The organism is Mycolicibacterium confluentis (genome assembly GCF_010729895.1).
GTDB classification, from domain to species: Bacteria; Actinomycetota; Actinomycetes; order Mycobacteriales; family Mycobacteriaceae; genus Mycobacterium; species Mycobacterium confluentis.
On record NZ_AP022612.1, the window covers coordinates 896298 to 917122 of the forward strand.

Consider the following 20825-nt stretch of genomic DNA (forward strand, 5'->3'; position numbering starts at 1 on the left):
GGAGAGGCCCAGCGGGTTTCGCCGCCGTCACTCGGTGGCGTCGGCGGTCTTCTTCGGCTTCGGTGACAGTGCCTTCTTGACCTTGGCCACCGCGGCCTTGACCTCGGTGCGCACCGACTTCGCCGCCTGACGCAGTGCCGCGCCTGGCTTGGCCTTCGGGGTCTTCGTCGTCTTGGCGGCCCCGTCGGTGTCGCCGTCGGTCTTGGCAAGGCCGGCGGTGTCGTCGGTGAGGGCGGCCCGATCCGCCTTGACCAGCTTGGCCCGCGGTTCGTCGGCGAGCTTGGCCTGGTCGTCGACCGTCTTGATCCTCCCCGGGTTGAGCGCGTCGGCGATGCTGAGCTGCGCGGCGCGCACCGTGGCCAGGATGCTCCGGTGGCGCACCTCCATCTTCATCTCGACCGGGGCGTCGTCGCGGATGCCAGTTCCGATGGTGACCGCCCGCGTGACGTCGGCGACGTTGGCCGCGCCTGTCACCACGGCGTTGTAGGTCGCGGTGAGGTCGCGTGTCTTGGCGGCATCGACAACTCCCACGAATGCGGTGATCTGAGCGCGGGTGATCTCCCGGAAGGCGTTCGCCGAGGCCGCGAGGATGGCCCTGGCCGCCTCCGGTACGACTTCGGAAAGTCGTCCGACGATCTCGGCCTGCATCCGCATGATCTGCTGGCCGGTTCGGATCAGTCTGTCGGCCGCCTGGAGGGCGCGGCCTATGGTGCCGTCCTCGAGCACCGCGATGGCACCTTCGACGTCGCCACTGCGGACCAGATCCCTAGCGGAGCTCAACGTGGCGGGCAGGTCCCAGACGATGCTCGAGAGCGTGGCACCGGCGTCCACCGCCGCGGCCGCGAGTCCCCCGGTGAAGTACAGCTGGTTCGAGATGAGTTGGCTCGTGATCGGCACCGGGTCGCTGACGAAGTCCATCGTGGACAGCGTGAGGTCCCGAATCGTGGCCTGCACGACGGGGGAGAACGCCTGGATCGGGTTGATCGGCCCTGTGGCCATCGCGGTGGGGACGACGGTGATGTCGTGAACTGAGCGAACTTCCGGCCCCGGTGTGACGGGTGACACCAGCAGGGCGCCGACGCCGACAAGCGCGACTCCCGCGGCTAAATGACTTCGTATTGCAATTGACATCTGGAGACCCTTTCCAATGGTGGCTGATGTGCGGAAACGTACCTGAGAGGAAGCTGAGCGATTGTTTTTCAGCAAAAATTAACGGCATGGTCGATCAATGTGCTTAACAACGCAAATAGTTGTTTAGCAAAGGTGAAATAGCTGCTATGGTCAGCGCAGTTCAACACGAGAAAGCGGGCCCCTCTCAGGGCGGAGGACGACCACCTTCGCACCGCAACCTTTGAGGCGATAGCCGTCTATAACAGCTAACGTAATTGTCGCTGGCATGAATGGTGTGCGGACCTGCGAAAATCTTGCCGCCGACAATATGGCGAAATTCTTCAGAGGAGCGCCGAATAGCCCACCCTGCACAATTGTCCGGCGGACTTATGGCATCGGGCAAACCTTTGCTGGGCAACGTCTGTGCTCGCTGATGCCGGTGATGACCGGCAGAAGGCCGCCGAACCTGCCGATACGCTGATGTGCGTGCCGACCGCCCGCCGCCGCCTGATGACGACCGCGGCCGTTTTGTCTGCGCTGGTCACCGGGGCGTGCACGGTCAGTCCGCCTCCGGCGCCGCAGAGCACGGAGACCGTGGAGAGCACGCCCCCGCCGCCGCCGAAGGCGACCCAGATCATCGTGGGCATCGACAACGTGGGCCCCGGCTTCAATCCGCATCTGCTCTCTGATCAGTCACCCGTCAATGCGGCGATCAGTGCCCTGGTGCTGCCCAGTGCGTTCCGTCCGGTCGTCGACAACAAGACTTCGACGGGATCGCGCTGGGAGATCGACAACACCCTGCTGCTGTCGGCCGAGGTCACCAGCGAGGATCCGTTCACGGTCACCTACAAGATCCGACCCGAGGCGTCGTGGACCGACAACGCCCCGATCGCCGCGGACGACTTCTGGTACCTGTGGCGCCAGATGGTCAGCCATCCCGGCGTGGTGGATCCCGCGGGTTATGACCTGATCACCGGCGTGCAGTCGATCGAAGGCGGTAAGACCGCGGTCGTGACGTTCTCGCAGCCCTACCCGGCCTGGCGGGAACTCTTCACCGACATCCTTCCGGCCCACATCGTCAAGGACGTGCCCGGCGGGTTCGGAGCGGGTCTGGCCCGCGCCCTGCCCGTGACGGGTGGTCAGTTCAGGGTCGAGGCCATCGATCCGCAACGCGATGAGATCCTGCTGGCGCGCAACGACAGGTTCTGGGGCCAGCCCGCGGTGCCCGATCAGATCCTCTTCCGCAGAGCCGGAGCTCCTGCGGCGCTGGCCGATTCGATCCGTAACGGCGACACACAGGTGGCTCAGGTCCATGGCGGTGCCGCGGCCTTCGCTCAGTTGTCGGCCATTCCCGATGTGCGCACCGCGAGGATCGTGACGCCCCGCGTCATGCAGTTGACGCTGCGCGGTCAACAGCCCCAGCTGTCAGATCCGCAGGTGCGCAAGGGCGTTCTCGGCCTCATCGACGTCGACCTTCTGGCCGCCGTGGGTGCCGGCAGCGACAACACCGTGACGCTGGCCCAGGCACAGGTCCGCTCGCCGTCGGATCCCGGATACGTGCCCACCGCCCCCGCGGCGCTCACGCGGGAGGCCGCGCTCGACCTCCTCGAGGGCGCCGGTTATGTGTTCGAACCGGAGAGTGCCACTCCGGAGCAGGAACCGTCCCGGCCTCGTCTGGTCAAGGACGACAAGCAGCTTGCGCTGGTGCTCGGGGTCGCAGCCAACGATCCGACGTCCGTGGCAGTGGCCAACACTGCCGCCGACCAACTGCGGAACGCAGGCATTGCGGCCTCAGTCCTGGCGTTGGACCCGGTCGCGTTGTACGGAGACGCCCTGGCCAACAACAAGGTTGACGCGATCGTCGGGTGGCATCGGGCCGGGGGAGACCTCGCGACGCTGCTGGCCTCGAGGTACGGCTGCCCAGCGCTGGAGGCGACTCCGGTTCCGACGACGGGGGCCACGCCGACCCCCACCTCCGCGTCACCAAAGCCGACGTCGGTGAGTCCGACCACCACCTCTGCGTCACCGAAGCCGACGTCGCCCACCGCGACTCCGACCACCACCACCGTGCCCCCGCCGCCTGCGGAGTCGGCCGAACTGGTTCAGGCGCCGTCCAACCTGACGCAGGTCTGCGACCGCAGCATTCAGGCCAATATCGATGCGGCCCTTGACGGTTCGAAAGAGATCGGCGCGGTGATCGACGCCGTCGAGCCCAAGCTGTGGAACATGTGGACCGTGATGCCCATCCTGCAGGACACCACCATCGTGGCGGCGGGGCCGTCCGTGCTGAACGTTGCCCTGACCGGCGCGGTGCCGGTGGGCATCGTCGGCGATGCCGGCACGTGGGCGAAGAAGCCCTGACCGATCGAGTCCTGCTGTGAGAGTCACTGCGGCCGGGTGACGCCCTGAACTGATGCGGAGGGGTGCCCGCGGCCGTGAACGCCACTGCCCCCTGTCCGACGCCGGGCGCCGAGCAGGGGGCAGAAGTGGCTCAGTCCTTCGAGTCGGCGGCCGACGCACGATCGGCGCCGGTCACGCGTTTCACGAGGCGCTCCAGGCGCTTACCGGGAGCCTTCACGTCGAGCTTCCGGTCGGCCTTGGTCAGAGAGGAGAGCGGCGTGATCCGCTTCGGCGCGGCCGTGTCGTCCTTCTCGTCCTTGACGTCCTTTGCAGCCGTGTCCCTGGCCGCGGACGGCAGCAGGCTGCTGCGCGCCTGCACGGTCGTCGTGGGGACCGGGGCACCCGAATTGGGGTTCACTCCCAGGGCGTCGGCCACGGTCTTGCGCACCGAATCGCGGGCGCCGATAAGCACGTTGTTGCGGAACTGCATTAACTGACCGTCACCGGTCGGGTCCGTGGGTTCGCCGTTTGTGCCTCCGACGGGTGCGGGCAGCACGCGCGCGACGCCTTCGATGGCGGGATCAGCGATCCACTGCGGTGCGTCGATGTACTCCCGCAGGGCCAGGTACAACGCGGTGTTCGGACCACCCGACAGTGAGGTGAGCGCCCCCTCCGCGACGGGAACCACGCCGAGGGGTGCCGACGCGAGTCCTCTGATCAGACGCTGCAGGGAAATGGCCGTGCCTTCGGCGAGGTCGCCGACATCGTCGCGCAGGTCGATCAGCGCGGTGTTGCGGAACTTCAGCAGAGCCCCGTCGCCGACACCATCGGTGGGCTCGCCGCCGGTTCCGCCGCCCAGTTCGTCCGGAATGATCTGCGCGAGGGCCTCCAAGACGGGGTCGAGCGCCCACAGCGGTGTATCGGCGGCATCGGTGACCACGCTGCGCAGCAGATTCTCGTCACCTGCGATCACCACGTACGCCGCGACAAGGGGCGTCAGCGGGGCTGACGCCACGGTGGTGACGAACCGCTGGCCGGACAGCGCCAGCAGTTCGGTCGGCGGCTGGTTATAGATTGCTGCCAGCCCAACCTGTGCTTCGATCGCCCGCGGTGTCGCCGCCGACGCGGGCGCGATCGGTGTCAGAGCGATGACGCTCGCGCCGACGATCGCCACACCCGCACCAAGACGGCATTGAACAGACTTCTTCATTTGCTGAACCCCCCAAGGTTCTGTGATTGCCCCAACCCCGCGCAGGTCTTCCATGCGCCCTGCGACGAGTATGGCTCAGGTTCCTCTCAGCTTTCACCACCTCGTTGAATGCGCAAGCATCCCTGGTTTCGAGGTGGTAGCTGACCGCTGGTCGAGTCGAACGGGGCCGCAGATCGAGCGGTCGGCTCGCCTTTGCTGGCGGCTGGGGCACGAGCAGAAACAAAGCGGGGCCCACTCAATGAGTGGGCCCCGCTTCGTGGGGGTGTTACTCGGCGCTGGCGCTGCTCGACGCAGACTCCCGCTTCGAGGCGCGCTCGGCCTTGGCGGCTGTGCGCTTCTCGGCACGCTCGGCCTTGGCGGCCTGACGCTTTTCGGTCCGCTCAGCCTTGGCCGCGGCACGCTCGGCCTTGGCGGCTTCGCGCTTCTCCTTGGCCTTGCTCACCGTGGACGGGGCTTCGGTGCTGGATTCGCTGTCGGAGCCGCCGGTCGACGGGGTCTCGGTCAGATCCGAATCCTTCACGACCACCGAGGTCTCGCCCTCGGAGGTCTCGTCCTTGATGGTGGAGTCGTCGACGGCGACGATCTCCTTGTCGACGGCGACATCGGTGGCGACCTCGACGTTGACCAGTGCGGTACGCGCACCGGCACCGGCATCCGGTGCCTCCGGGGTCAGCGCTTCGCCGATCGCCGTCAGGGCGCCGGTGATGGTCTCCTCAACCGTGTAGGAGATGGCGAGGGCGGTGTCGACGCCGTCGTCGATCAGGCCGTTGACGGCGGTGAGGCCGCCGAGCGCCAGGTCCTTGGCGTCGCTGATCACCTGGTTGATCTGCACCGCCAACGCCACCGGCAGACCCGCGATGTCCTCGGGCAGGCCGACGGCCGTCAGCAGGCCGGAGACCGCGTCCGCGACACCGGTCGTGAGGGAGGCGATCAGAGTCGCGGTGGTCTCCGTCAGGCTGGATGCCAGGTTCACCGGGATGTGCAGGAAATCGCCGGAGGCGATGATCCCGGTGTTGAGCACCCCGAAGCCTCCGCTGATGAGCGAGGACAGGGCCGTGGTGTAGCTCGCGGGGCTCAGCGGCTGGTCGCCGATGGCGGTGAGCGCACCGTTGATGCCCTGCTGCACGCTGGCGGTCACGTACCAGGGGATATCGGTGGCGGTGAAGAAGCCGGCCCGGAGGGCGTCCACGACGGCGTTTCCGGTGCTCGCCGCGGCGTTGACCACCGCAGAGATCGGGGTGATCGCCAGGCCCTGGATCGCCTGAACCACACCCGCGACGATCTGGCTGTCCGAGGCGGTCGCGAGGCCGCTGAGGATGCCGCTCAGGCCGCCGAGCGCGATGTTGATCTGGCCCTGCACCTCTCCGATGCCGAGCTTGATCAGGCCGTCCGTCCACGACACGGACTGTGCGGCGGAGGGCTCGACGTTGTTCCAACCCAACAGCGCGCCACCGAGGGTGTCGATCAGTTCGACGCCGCCGTAGACCGCGCCTGCGGCGATGTCCACGCCGCCGCTGAGCAGGCCGGTGTAGCTCGACAGGGCCAGCGGGTTGTTGACGACGTCGGCGAGAGCGTACAAAGCCGTCGACAGCGAACCGATGAGCGTCGAACCGATGATGTCGGTGACATCGCCCGGCAGGAAGGAGACGATCAGGTCGGCGTTGCCGACGGTGCTCAGGAGCTGGGAGAAGCCCGCTTCTGACGTGGCGGACAGGGCGTACAGCAGGCCGCCCAGGGTCGTCGTCGGGCCACCCGCGGCGTCGATCAGGGTGGTCCACAGGGCGGTGTTGAGGGTGGACGCTTCGTCGAGTACGCCGAGCAGAGTTTGCCCCGGAATCGAGGCGATCGCGTCGACCGTCCCGACGACGTCGGCGAGGCCGGCGTTGAGTGCGGCGATGAACTCAGCGATCGCGGCGTCGTCGATCACAGCCGACAGCTGCACGTCGGGCACCGAGACGCTCGGAATCGTCAGGGTCCGATTGTCGCTTGGTGTGACCACGACGGGCGTCAAAGCAATGGCACTGGCTGCAGTGAGTGCCATGCCGGCCGTGAGGTACGAGCGGGCGGAGATCTCCATTTTTTGTTACTTCCCCTTCTGGTTGGGCTGAACCGGGTAGCTGTGAGCGTAGGGGCAATTTCTCAGGTTCTGCTCAGGGAATTGCAGACCAATTCGGTCGATCTTTGCGTTTTCAACTAAGTTTGCTGGCGAAGGTCGGTGGCGTCGGCGGACTCACGTGTCGAAGACCGTGGATAACGGAAACTGGTGGCATGAGCTGTCATTGTTTGCTGGATACGCGTGAGGCTGCTGTTGCTGCTGTAACCAGCCTTCAAGATCGCCCGCGAGCGGCATAACTGTTAGCTGGGCCACATGAGCCGTGGTTAATTTCCGGTAACGTCAAAAATGATTGGCGGCGCTACGAGAATGTTTGCCCCAGGTGAACGAAATTTGATCTCGAAACAGTCTCGGCGGGATGTCGAGAACTCTCAGGAAGCCTCTCGGAAGGGGCTGACGGAGCCGTAAAACCTTGCTGCCAGGGCCGCGAACCTGAGCTCAACCTGGGAAGCTGCCGGTGGGCGGCGTTCGCCAAAAGATCGCCGCTACGCTGAATCGATGCAAGCTGAAAGGCCACGTCTTCTCTTTGTGCACGCGCACCCAGACGACGAGACCATCAACAACGGGGCAACCATCGCCCACTACGCAGCCCTCGGCGCCGAGGTTCGGGTCGTCACCTGCACCCTCGGCGAGGAGGGAGAGGTGATCGGCGAGCAATGGGCTCAGTTGGCCGTCGATCACGCCGATCAGTTGGGCGGATACCGCATCGCCGAACTCTGCTCGGCCCTGCACCTTCTCGGGATCGACGACCCGATATTCCTCGGAGGGGCCGGACACTGGCGCGACTCCGGGATGGCGGGAACACCTCCACGTGGCGGGCGGCAGCGCTTCGTCGACGCGGATGAGAGGGAGGCCGTCGGCGCTCTCGTGGAGATCATCCGCGATCTGCGTCCCCACGTCGTCGTCACCTATGACCCCAACGGCGGTTACGGGCACCCAGACCACATCAGGGCACACGAGGTGACGACGGCGGCGGTCGCTGCCGCAGCCACGACGGAGTACCCCGGTGAGCCCTGGACGGTGTCCAAGTTCTATTGGACGGTCCTCTCGGGCCGTGCCGTGCAGGCCGCCGCCGCCGGTTTGGACTCGTCTGACCTCCTGCCGGGATGGGTGCTGCCGCCGAGCGACATCGAGTTCGGCTACTCGGACGAGCAGATCACCGCGATGGTCGACGCCACCGATGGGTTGACCGCCAAGATCGAAGCGCTTGGGGCACACGCCACGCAGGTCGTCGTCGGTCCCACCGGTCGCGCCGCGGCGCTCTCGAACAACCTCGCACTGCCGGTCTCGGGATACGAGCACTACGTCCTCGCATCAGGGGAGAGCGGCGAGCGAAACGAGCGCGGTTGGGAGACCGACCTCCTGGCAGGCCTGGACCTGCCTTAGACAGGGAATCGCCGGCGGGACTGCCCCCTCTGCAGTCCCGCCGGCGAAGTCTTTGGCTCAGACGTTCGGAGAGCGCCGGAAGCGGCGCGTCCGAGTCCTCTTCGCGCGGTTTCGGCCCGCCTGGTGCTGTGTTTCGGTGCGGCCCTGCGCGATCCCCGCGATCATCGCGGCGCAGATTCTGCTGCTCATCGATCCCCCTCGATTCGGCTCTGCGCAGGAAATTACGGTGCTTCGTGACGGTGCGATACGCCCTGCGCCGCACACGCGTAGCCCTGGCCGGAGATTCGAGTAGTGACTACCTATGTCGGGTAGGCTGCCGACAGCGGCGCATCGGAAGGGACGAACCATGGATCCGGATCTGGACCCCAACCAGCAGCATTGGCAGGACCGGCTGGACAACTTCCAGTGGGTCGTGGGCTCGCTGACCGCGCTGCTCGACAGCGTCCCGACCTGACCGACGACCGCGGAGTCGATTCCGCCAGTCGCGTCATCGTCCTAGCTCTCCTCGCCGTCGACGGCGTCATCTGCGCCGTCATGTCTGCGCTGCTGTTGCCGCTGTATATCGGTGTCATTCCGTTCCCGATCAGTGCCATCGTCGCAGGCCTGGTCAACCTGGCGTTGGTGTGGGCTGCCAGCCAGTGGACGACGGAGACGCGCATCGCTGCGCTCCCACTCTGGACGTGGCTGATCACTGCCGGATTGTTGACCTTCGGGGGTCCCGGCGGCGACATCATGTTCGGCGGATCGGGTTGGCGCGCGTTCTACCCGATCCTGCTCATCGCGGTCGGGGCGGCACCGGCCGCCTGGTTCCTGGTGCGGCACAACGACGCGAAGCTTCGCCGCGCGCAAGCCAATCGCTGAAAGGCTTGCGCTGATCTCCCGCTGATCGGCTGCGCCAGCGCCCTCGGGGCAGGCCCGGTCTGCGTCAGTGCCCTCGGCCAGCCTGATCGGCTGCGCCAGCGCCCGTCGGGCAGGCCCGGCCTCGGTCTGCGCTACTCCGCGGTTTCGGCGGACCTTCGCGGTGACTTGGACGTGGTGGCCTTCTCGACGGCTTTCGCCACCCGGGTCTTCAGGCCGTCTCCGATGCGTGTACGTGGGCTGTCACCCACCGCGGGGTCGGAACTGGTGTGGTCCCTGCTGTCGTCCTTTTTGTCGGACTGGGCGGTCGCCTCGGAGGAGGACTTGACGGCCTTGGCCGCCCTGTCGAAATTCCTGCCGGCCTTCTCCCTGGTCAGTTCAAGCCGTGACAAGGTTTTGGCGAGGACATTCCGCGGATGCTGGACCGCGACGTCGGCGGGCGTGGTGACATCCGCCGGGGCGGGCGTGGTGACGGACGTGGTGTCCGGGGTGGGCTCAGGTGGCGTTCCCTGGTCCCCGGACTGCGTCGCGCCTTCGTTTTCGAGGTCAGTGAGCTGCACCGGTGGCGACGTCAGTGCGGAACCGGACCTGTCGGCGGGTGCGATCTCGTCGAGCGCAGGAACCCAGGTCGCGGGGTCGAGCGCCTGGGCCAGGTGGTCGACTCCGCGCTGGATCGCCGGCTGGATCGCAGCGTCCCAGGCCTCGCCAAGCGACTCGGACATTTCCGTGAGGGCTTCCGTGGCGTTGAGGACTGACTCTGGCTCTGTGGCGACGGACGCGGACGCGACTGACGAGAGGCTCGGCCACCACGGCGGCAGCGGCGGTATGGGGAACGGCAGCCACTGCAGGCTCAGGGCGTAGTTGATCTCCCCTCGGACGCCGGCGATCACACCATTGACGGCGGCGTCGGCGATGGCGCCGATTCCGGCGGCCCAGACGCCGAGGTTGAGCGGGTCGTTGACCACCGGGTCCAGGAAGTCGTAGACGAACGCATCGGTCACCGCGAGCACGAAGGGCTGGTACCAGATGAAGATCTGGTCGGAGATCAGGTAACCGAACGGGACGAAGCTCAGCGCCCACGGGGCCAGTTCGAGCGAAGCGTAGTTGGCCCAGCGTCGAGTGAACTCATACACGGTGTCGATGACGTTCGAGGCCGCGTTCATCGGGGCGACCCCCGCATCGGGCGACGGCGGCGCGGCCAGGGTGAACAGGTTGGGGGCGACGCTCGCGGTGTTCTGCACCGACCAGGTGACGGCCGGTGGCGCAGCGGGGGCGGGCGGTGACACGACTGGAGCGGCCACGATCGCGGTGGCCGTCAGCGTCGCGACGCCAACGGTCAGAACCGAGCGAACGGAAACACCCATACCAGCCCCTTGCCTGTGGATTTGGCCGTCCTGAAATCTACGCGCTGGGCGGCTGATCTGCCCGTATTGCTGCACACAACCGAGGGTGTGTTCACCGAAGCCGTCGGCGCGGCTAGTGTGGGGGGCGTCAGGGCAGGCACCGACGTTTCAGATAGTGAGACATGCGGATGAATCTCAACCATCGATGGGTTATCGAGGAGTGGCTCTGAACCCGCAGCGCGTTGACCTGCCCGCACCGGTCATACCCGTGGATACAGATGCCCCGAGTCAAGCGGCGCTGCGGCGAGTCCTGCGGCGAGCACGCGACGGAGTCGCCCTCAACGTCGACGAGGCCGCCATCGCATTGGCCGCCCGCGGAGATGACCTGACGGATCTGTGTGCGAGTGCCGCGCGGGTTCGCGATGCGGGCCTGGAGTCGACGGGTCGGCGTGGCCCAAAGGGGCGCCTGCCGATCAGCTATTCGCGCAAGGTGTTCATCCCCGTCACCCACCTGTGCCGGGACACCTGCCATTACTGCACTTTCGTCACCGTCCCGGGCGCGCTGCGCAAGCAGGGTATGGGCATGTACATGGAGCCCGACGAGATCCTCGAGGTCGCGCGGCAGGGCGCCGAACTGGGCTGCAAAGAGGCTCTGTTCACCCTCGGCGATCGACCCGAAGACCGCTGGCCCGAGGCGCGGCAGTGGCTCGATGAGCGCGGTTATGACTCGACGCTGGACTACGTGCGCGCCATGGCAATTCGCGTGCTGGAGGAGACCGGCCTGCTGCCGCACCTCAATCCCGGCGTAATGAGCTGGTCGGAGTTGTCGCGACTCAAGCCCGTCGCACCCTCAATGGGCATGATGCTTGAGACCACATCGCGGCGACTGTTCGAGACCAAGGGCGAGGCGCACTACGGCAGCCCGGACAAGGATCCCGCGGTTCGCCTGCGCACGCTGACCGATGCCGGTCGGCTGTCCATCCCGTTCACAACGGGACTGCTCGTGGGAATCGGGGAGAACCTGGCCGAGCGGGCCGAGACGATTCATGCGATTCGGAAGTCGCATAAGGAGTTTGGGCACATCCAGGAAGTGATCGTGCAGAACTTCCGTGCCAAGGACCACACCGCCATGGCATCGACGCCGGATGCCGGGCTCGAAGATTTCCTGGCCACGATTGCCGTGACCCGACTGGTGCTCGGCCCCGGCATGCGTATCCAGGCGCCACCGAACCTCGTGTCGCGCGAGGAGTGTCTGGCGCTGGTCGGCGCGGGAGTCGACGACTGGGGCGGCGTGTCTCCGCTGACGCCCGACCACGTCAACCCCGAACGGCCCTGGCCCGCATTGGATGACCTCGCCGACGTCACCGCCGAGGCCGGCTACGACCTGGTTCAGCGGCTGACCGCACATCCCAAGTACATCCAGGCCGGCGCGGCCTGGATCGACCCGCGGGTGCGTGCGCATGTCGACGCCGTGGCGGATCCCGACACCGGTTGGGCCCGCGACGTCAATCCGACGGGCCTGCCCTGGCAGGAACCGGACGAGGCCTCCGAGTCGCTGGGGCGCACCGACCTGCACACCGCGATCGACTCCGACGGGCGGCTGACCGAGACGCGCAGCGATCTAGACAGTGCATTCGGTGATTGGGAATCCATCCGCGCGCACGTCCACGAACTCGCGGCGCGCGCGCCCGAGCGGATCGACACCGACGTCCTCTCCGCGCTGCGATCGGCCGAACGTGACCCTGCCGGATGCAGCGACGACGAGTACCTGGCGCTTGCCACCGCGGATGGTCCCGCGCTGGAAGCCGTGACCGCGCTTGCTGATTCGCTGCGCCGCGAGGTGGTCGGCGACGACGTGACATTCGTGGTGAATCGGAACATCAACTTCACCAACATCTGCTACACAGGGTGCCGGTTCTGTGCCTTCGCGCAGCGCAAGGGCGATGCCGACGCGTACTCGCTGTCGACCGACGAGGTCGCCGACCGAGCCTGGGAGGCGCACGTCGCGGGTGCCACCGAGGTGTGCATGCAGGGCGGGATCGATCCGGAACTGCCGGTGACGGGTTACGCCGATCTGGTGCGGGCCGTCAAGGCGCGGGTGCCCTCGATGCATGTGCATGCGTTCTCTCCCATGGAGATCGCCAACGGTGTCACGAAGAGCGGGTTGAGCATTCGTGAGTGGTTGATCGCCCTGCGCGAAGCCGGCCTCGACACCATCCCGGGAACCGCCGCTGAGATCCTCGACGACGAGGTGCGTTGGGTGCTGACCAAGGGCAAGCTGCCGACCTCCATGTGGATCGAGGTCGTCAGCACCGCGCACGAGGTGGGTCTGCGGTCGAGTTCGACCATGATGTATGGCCACGTCGACACCCCGAGGCACTGGGTCGGTCACCTCAACGTGTTGCGGGAGATCCAGGACCGCACCGGCGGTTTCACCGAGTTTGTGCCGCTGCCGTTCGTGCACCAGTCCTCGCCGCTGTACCTGGCGGGCGCTGCGCGGCCCGGGCCCACCCATCGCGACAATCGTGCCGTGCACGCGCTGGCCCGGATCATGCTGCACGGCAGGATTTCTCAGATCCAGACCAGTTGGGTCAAGCTCGGCGTCGAACGCACACAGGTCATGCTGCGCGGCGGCGCCAACGACCTCGGCGGCACGCTGATGGAGGAGACCATCTCGCGCATGGCCGGTTCGGAGAACGGCTCGGCCAAGACCGCCGCCGAACTGATCGAGATCGCGGCCGGTATCGGCCGGCCCGCCCGTCAGCGCACCACGACCTACGCCAAGCACGCGGCCTGACTAGTCCGAGTCGGCGTGGGCTCGGCCGATGTGGGACTCGGCGCGCATCCGCTCCACCATGTGCGGGTAGTGCAGCTCGAATGCGGGCCTCTCCGAACGGATTCGGGGCAGCTCGGTGAAGTTGTGTCGCGGCGGCGGGCAGCTGGTGGCCCACTCGAGCGAGTTGCCGTAGCCCCACGGGTCGTCGACGGTGACGGGCTCCCCATAGCGCCAGCTCTTGAACACGTTCCACGTGAACGGCAGCACCGACAAACCGAGGATGAAGGCCCCGATCGTCGAGACGACGTTCAGGGTGGTGAACCCGTCGGTGGGCAGGTAGTCGGCATAGCGGCGCGGCATGCCCTCGTCACCCAGCCAGTGCTGCACCAGAAACGTGGTGTGGAAGCCGATGAAGGTCAACCAGAAGTGCAACTTGCCCAGGCGCTCGTCGAGCATGCGGCCCGTCATCTTCGGGAACCAGAAGTAGATGCCGGCGTAGGTGGCGAACACGATCGTGCCGAAGAGCACGTAGTGGAAGTGGGCCACCACGAAGTAGCTGTCATGAACCTGGAAGTCCAGCGGCGGGCTGGCCAGCAGCACGCCGGACAGGCCACCGAGCAGGAACGTGATGATGAAGCCGACGGAGAACAGCATCGGTGACTCAAACGACAACTGGCCCCTCCACATCGTGCCGATCCAGTTGAAGAACTTGATACCCGTTGGCACCGCGATCAGGAACGTCATGAAGGAGAAGAAGGGGTAGAGCACCGCACCCGTGGCGAACATGTGGTGCGCCCACACGGCCATCGACAGCGCGGCGATGGACAGCGTGGCGTAGATCAGCGTGGTGTAACCGAAGATCGGCTTGCGGCTGAACACCGGAAAGATCTCGGACACGATGCCGAAGAACGGCAGCGCGACGATGTACACCTCGGGGTGCCCGAAGAACCAGAACAGGTGCTGCCACAACAGCACACCGCCGTTGGCGGGATCGTAGACATGGGCACCCAGGTGACGGTCGGCGGCCAGGCCGAACAGTGCGGCGGTCAGCAGCGGGAACACCAGCAGCACCAGGATCGAGGTCACCAGGATGTTCCAGGTGAAGATCGGCATCCGGAACATCGTCATGCCCGGGGCACGCATGCAGACCACGGTGGTGATCATGTTGACGCCACCGAGGATGGTGCCCAGACCGCCGACGGCCAGGCCCAGGATCCACAGGTCAGCACCGGCACCAGGGGAGTGGATGGCGTCGGTCAGCGGCGAGTAGGCGGTCCAACCGAAGTCGGCCGCGCCACCCGGGGTGATGAAGCCCGAAAGGGCGATCAGTCCGCCGAAGAGGAACAACCAGTACGACAGCGCGTTGAGCCGGGGGAACGCCACGTCGGGGGCGCCGATCTGCAGCGGCAGCACCAGGTTGGCGAACCCGAATACGACCGGTGTCGCATAGAACAGCAGCATCACCGTGCCGTGCATGGTGAACAGCTGGTTGTACTGCTCGTTGGAGAGGAACTGCAGCCCGGTCAACCCGAGTTCGGCGCGGATCAACAGCGCCATCAGCCCGCCGATGAAGAAGAACGCGAAGCAGGTGACCACATACATGATCCCGATCAACTTGTGGTCGGTGGTGGTCACCAGTTTGTAGACCAGATTGCCCTTGGGCCCCATCCGGGCCGGAAACGGACGCCTGACCGTCAGTTCGCCAACCGGTGGCGCCTCGGCTGTCACGAGACCCGCCAAGCCATGAATGCGACGCTCGACATTGCTGGCCTCCCCCACTAGTCCGAGTTCAGCAATGATTCCCAGCGTGACTACGGCGAGCTGCGTGCTCTAGGGCCAAAGGTCCCTCGATCACGAGGAGCTGCCCGCCGTGCGCTTGAAACTACGCGGCCTACGCCTCGGTCAGCAGTCTCGGCCGTAGTCGGGACGGGGTGATGTCGGCACCCGCATCGAGGTCGGCGGCAATGGTTTGTGCGGACTCGATCAGGCCGTCACCGTCGATCCCGTAGGGCAGCGGGCGGGGCACCTCGTCGATGCGGTCCGACGCTCGTCGCAGCAGGGCGGCAGCACCCCTGGGATTGCCGCGCTGGATGTGGGTGATGCCGACCGCAAACTGCGCCAACGCCTGCCACAGTGCGCGTTCTGCGGCTGGACCGGTCTTCCAGGCGGCTTCGAACACCTCATGTGCGTGGAATGCCAAACCGTCGTCGAGCAGTCGTTGCGCGTAGCGGAGTGTCTCGTCCGGGGCGAGCTTCAGATCTTCGCTGATGCGCGGTACGCCCTGGCTGCCAGGGGGAAGTGGGCGGCCGAGCACGTCGCGTGGCCGTGAGTTGCGGGGACGACCCGATTCGTCGCGGTCGCGGTCAGATTCGCTCGTCACTGTGTCCCCGTCCTGGATGACCTCAATCCTATGCCGCGGGCTTCCAATCGATCTCGACGACGACGGCGGCACTCCGCACCTTCCCGCCCCACACCGACCAGCCGCCCCGACTGCCCTGTTGCAGTCGGGGTCGTGGCCGTCGGCGTCTCCCCGCCTTTCGTCGCCGGCGCTCGGTTGGGGCGGCCCCGGTGGCCTTGGCGGCTCAGTCACTGTCGCCGCCGGGGTCGGACCGGCCTTGGTTGTCCTCCTTGTAGGGGTTGAGGAGGTTTTCGGGGTGGTGGTGGTCGTTGATGCGGCGTCCGCCGTTGTTCTCGGCGGTCGACAGCCCTGCGGAAGTTGATCCCTGGGGAATATAACCGGACCAGGGTCCGTTTATGCGAATGACGGTGCCGGGAAGACTGCGCCGCGAGATCAAGGAGACGTCATGACCACAGCACTGAAGACCACCGATCTGGCCACCGGGACCTGGGCGATCGATCCCGTACATTCCACCGTCGGATTCGCAGTCCGCCATCTCATGGTGAGCAAGGTGCGCGGCACGTTCGGCAGCTTCAGTGGCGCCATCACGGTCGCCGAGGACGGCACGCCCTCGGTCAGTGCTGAGATCGAGGTGGCGTCGGTGAACACGGGCAATGAACAGCGCGATGCCCACCTCAAGGCCGCAGACTTCTTCGATGTCGAGCAGTACCCGACCGCGACCTTCCGCTCCACCAGCGTCGAGGCCAAGGGCGACGAATACGTTGTCAACGGAGATTTCACGCTGCACGGCGTCACCAAGCCGGTCAGCCTTGCGCTCGAATTCAATGGAGTCAACCCTGGCATGGGACACGGCGAGGTGGCCGGTTTCGAAGCCTCGGTTGTCCTCAACCGCAGGGACTTCGGCATCAGCTTCGATGCACCTTTGGAGACCGGCGGCGCCGTGGTCGGCGACAAGGTCACCATCACCCTTGAGATTGAGGCGCTCAAGCAGGCCTGACGGACCTCAAACAGGCCGACGGACTACAGCCTGGCGGCCAACTCGGTGCCCTGGCGGATCGCCCGCTTGGCATCCAGTTCGGCCGCCAGCGCCGCACCTCCGATCACATGCGGCTCCACGCCTCGAGACCGCAGTGCATCCTCGAGATCGCGAACCGGCTCCTGCCCGGCGCACACCACGACGGTGTCCACCGCCAAGATCTGCGGGTCCGAGTGGTCAGAGCCAAAGCTGATGTGCAGTCCGGAATCGTCGATGCGCTCGTAATTCACGCCGGAAAGCTGATGCACCCCTTTGGCTTTCAGTGAAGCTCGGTGCACCCAGCCGGAGGTCTTGCCCAGGCCGCGGCCCTGAGCGCCCTTGCTGCGCTGCAGCAGATACACCTCGCGGGCAGCGGGCGCCGGCAGGGGAGTGGTCAATGCGCCGCGGGCTTCCTGGGGGTCGGCGACACCCCATTCGGCCTTCCACTCCTTGAGGTTCAGGGTGGGCGACTCGTCGGTGGTCAGCAGTTCGCTGACGTCGAAACCGATTCCGCCCGCGCCGATCACGGCGACGCGCTTGCCCACCGTCCGGACCCCGTAGATCGCCTCGGCGTAGGTCAGCACCTTCGGATGGTCGATGCCGGGAATGGAGGGAAGGCGCGGCGCCACACCGGTGGCCAGCACCACGTCGTCGAAGCCCACCAGATCGTCGGCGTCCACGCGGGTTCCAAGGCGAACATCCACACCGTGCTTGGCGAGCATGGTCGTGTAGTACCGGATGGTCTCGTTGAACTCCTCCTTGCCGGGGATGCGCCGCGCCATGTCGAACTGGCCGCCGATGAACTCGTTGGCGTCGAACAGTGTCACCCGGTGACCGCGCTCTGCCGCGTTCAGGGCCGCGGCCAGTCCCGCTGGACCCGCACCGACGACAGCCACCGAGCGCGCGCGACGGGTGGGCCCGAGCACGAGGGTGGTCTCGTGGCCTGCGCGTGGATTCAGAAGGCAGGACACGGTTTTGTGCACGAAGGCATGGTCCAGGCAGGCCTGATTGCAGGCGATGCACGTGTTGATCTCATCGGAGGCGTTGGCCGCGGCCTTGGCCACCCAGTCCGGGTCGGACAGCAGTGGCCGGGCCATCGAGATCAACTGCACGCGAGTTTCGGCCAGGATCTGCTCGGCGGACTCGGGCATGTTGATCCGGTTGGACGCCACCACCGGGATGCTGACGTGCTCGGCGACGGCGTTGGAGATGTCGATGAAGGCCGCGTTGGGCACCGAGGTGACGATGGTGGGCACCCGCGCCTCGTGCCAGCCGACGCCGGTGTTGATGAATGTCGCGCCAGCGGCCTCGACTTCGGTTGCCAGGGCGACGATCTCGTCCCAGCTCTGGCCGTCCTCGACGTAGTCGGCCATCGACATCCGATAGTCGATGATGAACTCCGGACCGACGGCGGAGCGGACCCGGCGCACGATCTCGACCGGCAGCCGTCGGCGATTCTCGGGCGACCCGCCCCACGCGTCACGGCGTCTATTCGTCCGCGGTGCCAGGAACTGGTTGAGCAGGTAGCCCTCGCTGCCCATGATCTCAACCCCGTCATAGCCGGCGTCCCGGGCCAGCAACGCGCAGCGGACGAAGTCGTCGATGGTCGTCCGGACGCCACGGTCGGACAGTGCACGCGGCCGAAAGGGGTTGATGGGAGCCTTGATCGAGGAGGCGCTGACCGACAGCGGATGGTAGGCGTAGCGCCCCGCATGCAGGATCTGCAGCAGGATCTTCGCGCCCTCGGCGTGCACGGCGGACGTGATCCGCCGGTGCCGTCGTGCCTCCTTCGAGGACACCAACTGCGCAGCGAAGGGCAGCAGCCATCCCGTGCGGTTGGGGGCATATCCGCCCGTGATGATCAGGCCCACACCACCGCGAGCGCGTTCGGCGAAGTAGGCGGCCAGCTTGTCGATGTCCTTGGCGCGATCCTCGAGACCGGTGTGCATCGAACCCATCACCACTCGATTCCGCAGCGTGGTGAACCCCAGATCCAGGGGCGACAACAGGTTCGGATAGGGATCAGGCACCGATGGCCTCCAGAATCTCGTCGAGCCAGTCGAGGGACCCCTCCTCGGCGCGGATGCCGCCGCGCAGCACGAGGTACTGGTGGAGCGCACCGCCGTCCAGCGAGGCGGGGTCGGCGAACTGACTCTTCTCGTAGCCGCGGTAGGTGTCGAGCAGCGCGGCGCGCTCGGCCCGCAACGACACGATCTGCCCGCGCAGCGCTTCCAACGCACCGTCGCCGCCGTACTGCGCCCCGCGCAGTTTCACCGCCAAGTCGCGGGTGCGGGAATCACTCACCGAACTGCCCGCCCCGGACAGCGGGGCGGCGATCCAAGCCGACAGTTCGGCGCGACCGGCGTCGGCGACGGTGTAGACCTTCTTGTCCGGCCGACCCTGCTGGACGACGGGTGTGACGTGCACCCAGCCGTCGGCCTCCATGGTGCGCAGCGTCCGGTAGATCTGCTGATGCGTGGCACGCCAGAAGTGGCCGATCGACCGGTCGAACCTCCTCGCCAGCTCATAGCCGGTACCGGACTGTTCGCACAGCGACACCAAGATCGCATGGGGCAGGGCCACCCGAGAAGCGTATGCAGTACCGGCGGTCATATGCAACAAAGTGCACAGCGCCTGGATGCATATCCGCAGCGCGGGCGGAGACGCACCGGGTGCCGCGTTTGCGCGACTTGTAAATGCGACGTCTAGTATCAGGTACCGCGCCTGAGAGGGTCTGGGCGTGGAAGTTAGGGCACACTGGCACAGCCGTCCGGTTTTGGTCATCGGATACTGGTCATCAGCCCGCTGGACGATAAGAACAGCAGCCCTGCACCGAGTTAACGCAGAGACCCAGAGGAGATTTCTGTGACATACGTGATCGCCGAACCTTGCGTCGACGTCAAAGACAAGGCATGTATCGAAGAGTGCCCCGTCGACTGCATCTATGAGGGCGCACGGATGCTCTACATCCACCCCGACGAGTGCGTGGACTGTGGTGCCTGCGAGCCGGTCTGCCCGGTCGAGGCCATCTTCTACGAAGACGATGTGCCCGACGACTGGAGTGGCTACATCCAGAGCAACGCAGACTTCTTCGAAGAACTCGGCTCGCCCGGCGGCGCCTCGAAGGTCGGCCAGACCGACAACGATCCGGCGTCGGTCAAGAGCCTGCCGCCGAAGGCGGAAGACTGAGCACAGCAGTGACCGGGCTAAAGGTGTCGGCGTCCCTGCCGGTCTTCCCGTGGGACACCCTCGCCGACGTCACCGCCAAGGCCCGATCGCACCCGGACGGCATCGTCGACCTGTCGGTCGGCACGCCTGTCGATCCGGTTGCCCCGCTCATCCAGGACGCCCTCGCGGCGGCCGCGTCCGCACCCGGTTACCCGACGACGGCGGGCACGCCCGCGCTGCGTCAGTCCGCCGTGGGTGCACTTCAGCGCCGGTACGGCATCACCGGACTGGAAGAGCATGCGGTGCTGCCGGTGATCGGCACCAAAGAGCTCATCGCCTGGTTGCCGACGCTGCTCGGCCTGGGCCGCGATGACCTGGTGGTCATCCCGGAGTTGGCGTATCCGACGTACGACGTCGGCGCGCGCCTCGCGGGTGCGCAGGTGCTGCCCGCCGATTCGCTGACTCAACTGGGTCCGCAGACACCGGCGCTGATCTTCATCAACTCACCGAGCAACCCGACCGGCAAGGTGCTGGGCGTCGACCACCTCCGCAAGGTGGTCGGCTGGGCCCGCGAGCGCGGCGTGATCGTCGCGTCCGACGAGTGCTACCTGGGCCTGGGCTGGGACGCTCAACCGCTGTCGGTGCTGCACCCGTCGGTCTGCGACGGTGACCACACCGGACTGCTCGCGGTGCACTCGTTGTCCAAGACCTCGTCGCTGGCCGGCTACCGCGCCGGCTTCGTCGCGGGTGACCCGAAACTGGTCGCCGAACTCCTCGCGGTGCGCAAGCACGCCGGGATGATGGTGCCGACGCCCATCCAGGCCGCCATGGTCGCGGCCCTGGACGACGACGCCCACGAGGCGCATCAACGCTCGCTGTACGCGCGGCGCCGCGAGGCGCTGCTCCCGGCGATCCAGCGCGCCGGATTCACGGTCGACGACTCCGAGGCGGGCCTCTACCTGTGGGCCACGCGCGGCGAACCGTGCCGTCAGACGCTGGCATGGTTGGCCGAGCGCGGCATCCTTGTTGCGCCCGGTGAGTTTTACGGCGCGCGCGGCGCCCAGCACGTCCGGATCGCGTTGACCGCGACAGACGAGCGCATCGACGCCGCAGTCGCCCGCCTGTCCTGACTCCGTCCTGACGCCGG

15 protein-coding genes are annotated in these 20825 nt (G+C 66.5%); 7 read left to right on the top strand and 8 right to left on the bottom strand.

Going from position 1 to position 20825, the window contains the following annotated elements:
• Window positions 1-27: 27 nt before the first annotated feature.
• Entirely contained in the window at window positions 28-1131 is a 1104-nt protein-coding gene (locus G6N34_RS04275) for a hypothetical protein (RefSeq protein ID WP_133057797.1), read from the bottom strand.
• 459 nt (window positions 1132-1590) lie between these two features.
• On the opposite strand from G6N34_RS04275, the gene G6N34_RS04280 reads away from it, so the two are divergent.
• On the top strand, window positions 1591-3471 hold the full coding sequence (locus tag G6N34_RS04280; protein WP_085154092.1) for an ABC transporter family substrate-binding protein: 1881 nt from the start codon (window positions 1591-1593) through the stop codon (window positions 3469-3471).
• 130 nt (window positions 3472-3601) lie between these two features.
• On the opposite strand, the gene G6N34_RS04285 is transcribed toward G6N34_RS04280, so the two are convergent.
• Window positions 3602-4660, bottom strand: coding sequence for a hypothetical protein (locus tag G6N34_RS04285; protein ID WP_133057798.1), 1059 nt, complete (start codon window positions 4658-4660; stop codon window positions 3602-3604).
• A gap of 265 nt (window positions 4661-4925) precedes the next feature.
• Window positions 4926-6737 (bottom strand): autotransporter outer membrane beta-barrel domain-containing protein, encoded by a 1812-nt coding sequence (locus G6N34_RS04290; protein WP_133057799.1) that lies wholly within the window; start codon window positions 6735-6737, stop codon window positions 4926-4928.
• A 534-nt stretch (window positions 6738-7271) separates the two neighbouring features.
• Here G6N34_RS04290 and mshB point away from each other — a divergent pair.
• Both mshB and G6N34_RS04300 read left to right on the top strand, forming a co-directional pair.
• On the top strand, window positions 7272-8159 hold the full coding sequence (mshB, locus tag G6N34_RS04295; RefSeq protein ID WP_085153961.1) for an N-acetyl-1-D-myo-inositol-2-amino-2-deoxy-alpha-D-glucopyranoside deacetylase: 888 nt from the start codon (window positions 7272-7274) through the stop codon (window positions 8157-8159).
• 405 nt (window positions 8160-8564) lie between these two features.
• On the top strand, window positions 8565-9020 hold the full coding sequence (locus tag G6N34_RS04300) for a hypothetical protein (protein ID WP_085153963.1): 456 nt from the start codon (window positions 8565-8567) through the stop codon (window positions 9018-9020).
• A gap of 131 nt (window positions 9021-9151) precedes the next feature.
• Here the strand turns inward: G6N34_RS04300 and G6N34_RS04305 are convergent, their stop codons facing one another.
• Complete coding sequence (locus tag G6N34_RS04305; protein ID WP_085153965.1) at window positions 9152-10381, bottom strand: hypothetical protein; 1230 nt, start codon at window positions 10379-10381, stop codon at window positions 9152-9154.
• Between the two features lie 199 nt (window positions 10382-10580).
• Between G6N34_RS04305 and G6N34_RS04310 the strand changes: the two genes are divergently transcribed.
• On the top strand, window positions 10581-13157 hold the full coding sequence (locus G6N34_RS04310) for a bifunctional FO biosynthesis protein CofGH (protein ID WP_085153967.1): 2577 nt from the start codon (window positions 10581-10583) through the stop codon (window positions 13155-13157).
• On the opposite strand, the gene ctaD is transcribed toward G6N34_RS04310, so the two are convergent.
• Together ctaD and G6N34_RS04320 are read right to left on the bottom strand one after the other, a co-directional pair.
• Window positions 13158-14864, bottom strand: coding sequence for an aa3-type cytochrome oxidase subunit I (gene ctaD / locus G6N34_RS04315; protein WP_085154094.1), 1707 nt, complete (start codon window positions 14862-14864; stop codon window positions 13158-13160).
• A 163-nt stretch (window positions 14865-15027) separates the two neighbouring features.
• Window positions 15028-15516 (bottom strand): DUF309 domain-containing protein, encoded by a 489-nt coding sequence (locus G6N34_RS04320; protein WP_085153969.1) that lies wholly within the window; start codon window positions 15514-15516, stop codon window positions 15028-15030.
• 424 nt (window positions 15517-15940) lie between these two features.
• Between G6N34_RS04320 and G6N34_RS04325 the strand changes: the two genes are divergently transcribed.
• Window positions 15941-16492: a YceI family protein gene (locus tag G6N34_RS04325; RefSeq protein WP_085153971.1), complete on the top strand. Its 552-nt coding sequence runs from the start codon at window positions 15941-15943 to the stop codon at window positions 16490-16492.
• 23 nt (window positions 16493-16515) lie between these two features.
• On the opposite strand, the gene G6N34_RS04330 is transcribed toward G6N34_RS04325, so the two are convergent.
• Window positions 16516-18540: an NADPH-dependent 2,4-dienoyl-CoA reductase gene (locus G6N34_RS04330; protein ID WP_085153973.1), complete on the bottom strand. Its 2025-nt coding sequence runs from the start codon at window positions 18538-18540 to the stop codon at window positions 16516-16518.
• Complete coding sequence (locus tag G6N34_RS04335) at window positions 18533-19093, bottom strand: PadR family transcriptional regulator (protein WP_085153975.1); 561 nt, start codon at window positions 19091-19093, stop codon at window positions 18533-18535. Before G6N34_RS04335 ends, G6N34_RS04330 begins: the two co-directional genes overlap by 8 nt.
• A gap of 282 nt (window positions 19094-19375) precedes the next feature.
• Here G6N34_RS04335 and fdxA point away from each other — a divergent pair, with 282 nt between their 5' ends.
• Complete coding sequence (gene fdxA, locus G6N34_RS27695; protein ID WP_068242986.1) at window positions 19376-19699, top strand: ferredoxin; 324 nt, start codon at window positions 19376-19378, stop codon at window positions 19697-19699.
• Window positions 19700-19722: 23 nt separating this feature from the next.
• Window positions 19723-20808, top strand: coding sequence for a succinyldiaminopimelate transaminase (gene dapC / locus G6N34_RS04345; RefSeq protein ID WP_109788586.1), 1086 nt, complete (start codon window positions 19723-19725; stop codon window positions 20806-20808).
• Window positions 20809-20825: the final 17 nt, after the last annotated feature.

Bases quoted from the DNA above. Each gene is read 5' to 3' on its own strand.
- G6N34_RS04290 (WP_133057799.1), bottom strand. From the start codon at position 6,737: ATGGAGATCTCCGCCCGCTCGTACCTCACGGCCGGCATGGCACTCACT.
- G6N34_RS04280 (WP_085154092.1), top strand. From the start codon at position 1,591: ATGTGCGTGCCGACCGCCCGCCGCCGCCTGATGACGACCGCGGCCGTT.
- G6N34_RS04275 (WP_133057797.1), bottom strand. From the start codon at position 1,131: ATGTCAATTGCAATACGAAGTCATTTAGCCGCGGGAGTCGCGCTTGTC.
- G6N34_RS04285 (WP_133057798.1), bottom strand. From the start codon at position 4,660: ATGAAGAAGTCTGTTCAATGCCGTCTTGGTGCGGGTGTGGCGATCGTC.
- G6N34_RS04325 (WP_085153971.1), top strand. From the start codon at position 15,941: ATGACCACAGCACTGAAGACCACCGATCTGGCCACCGGGACCTGGGCG.
- G6N34_RS04305 (WP_085153965.1), bottom strand. From the start codon at position 10,381: ATGGGTGTTTCCGTTCGCTCGGTTCTGACCGTTGGCGTCGCGACGCTG.
- mshB (WP_085153961.1), top strand. From the start codon at position 7,272: ATGCAAGCTGAAAGGCCACGTCTTCTCTTTGTGCACGCGCACCCAGAC.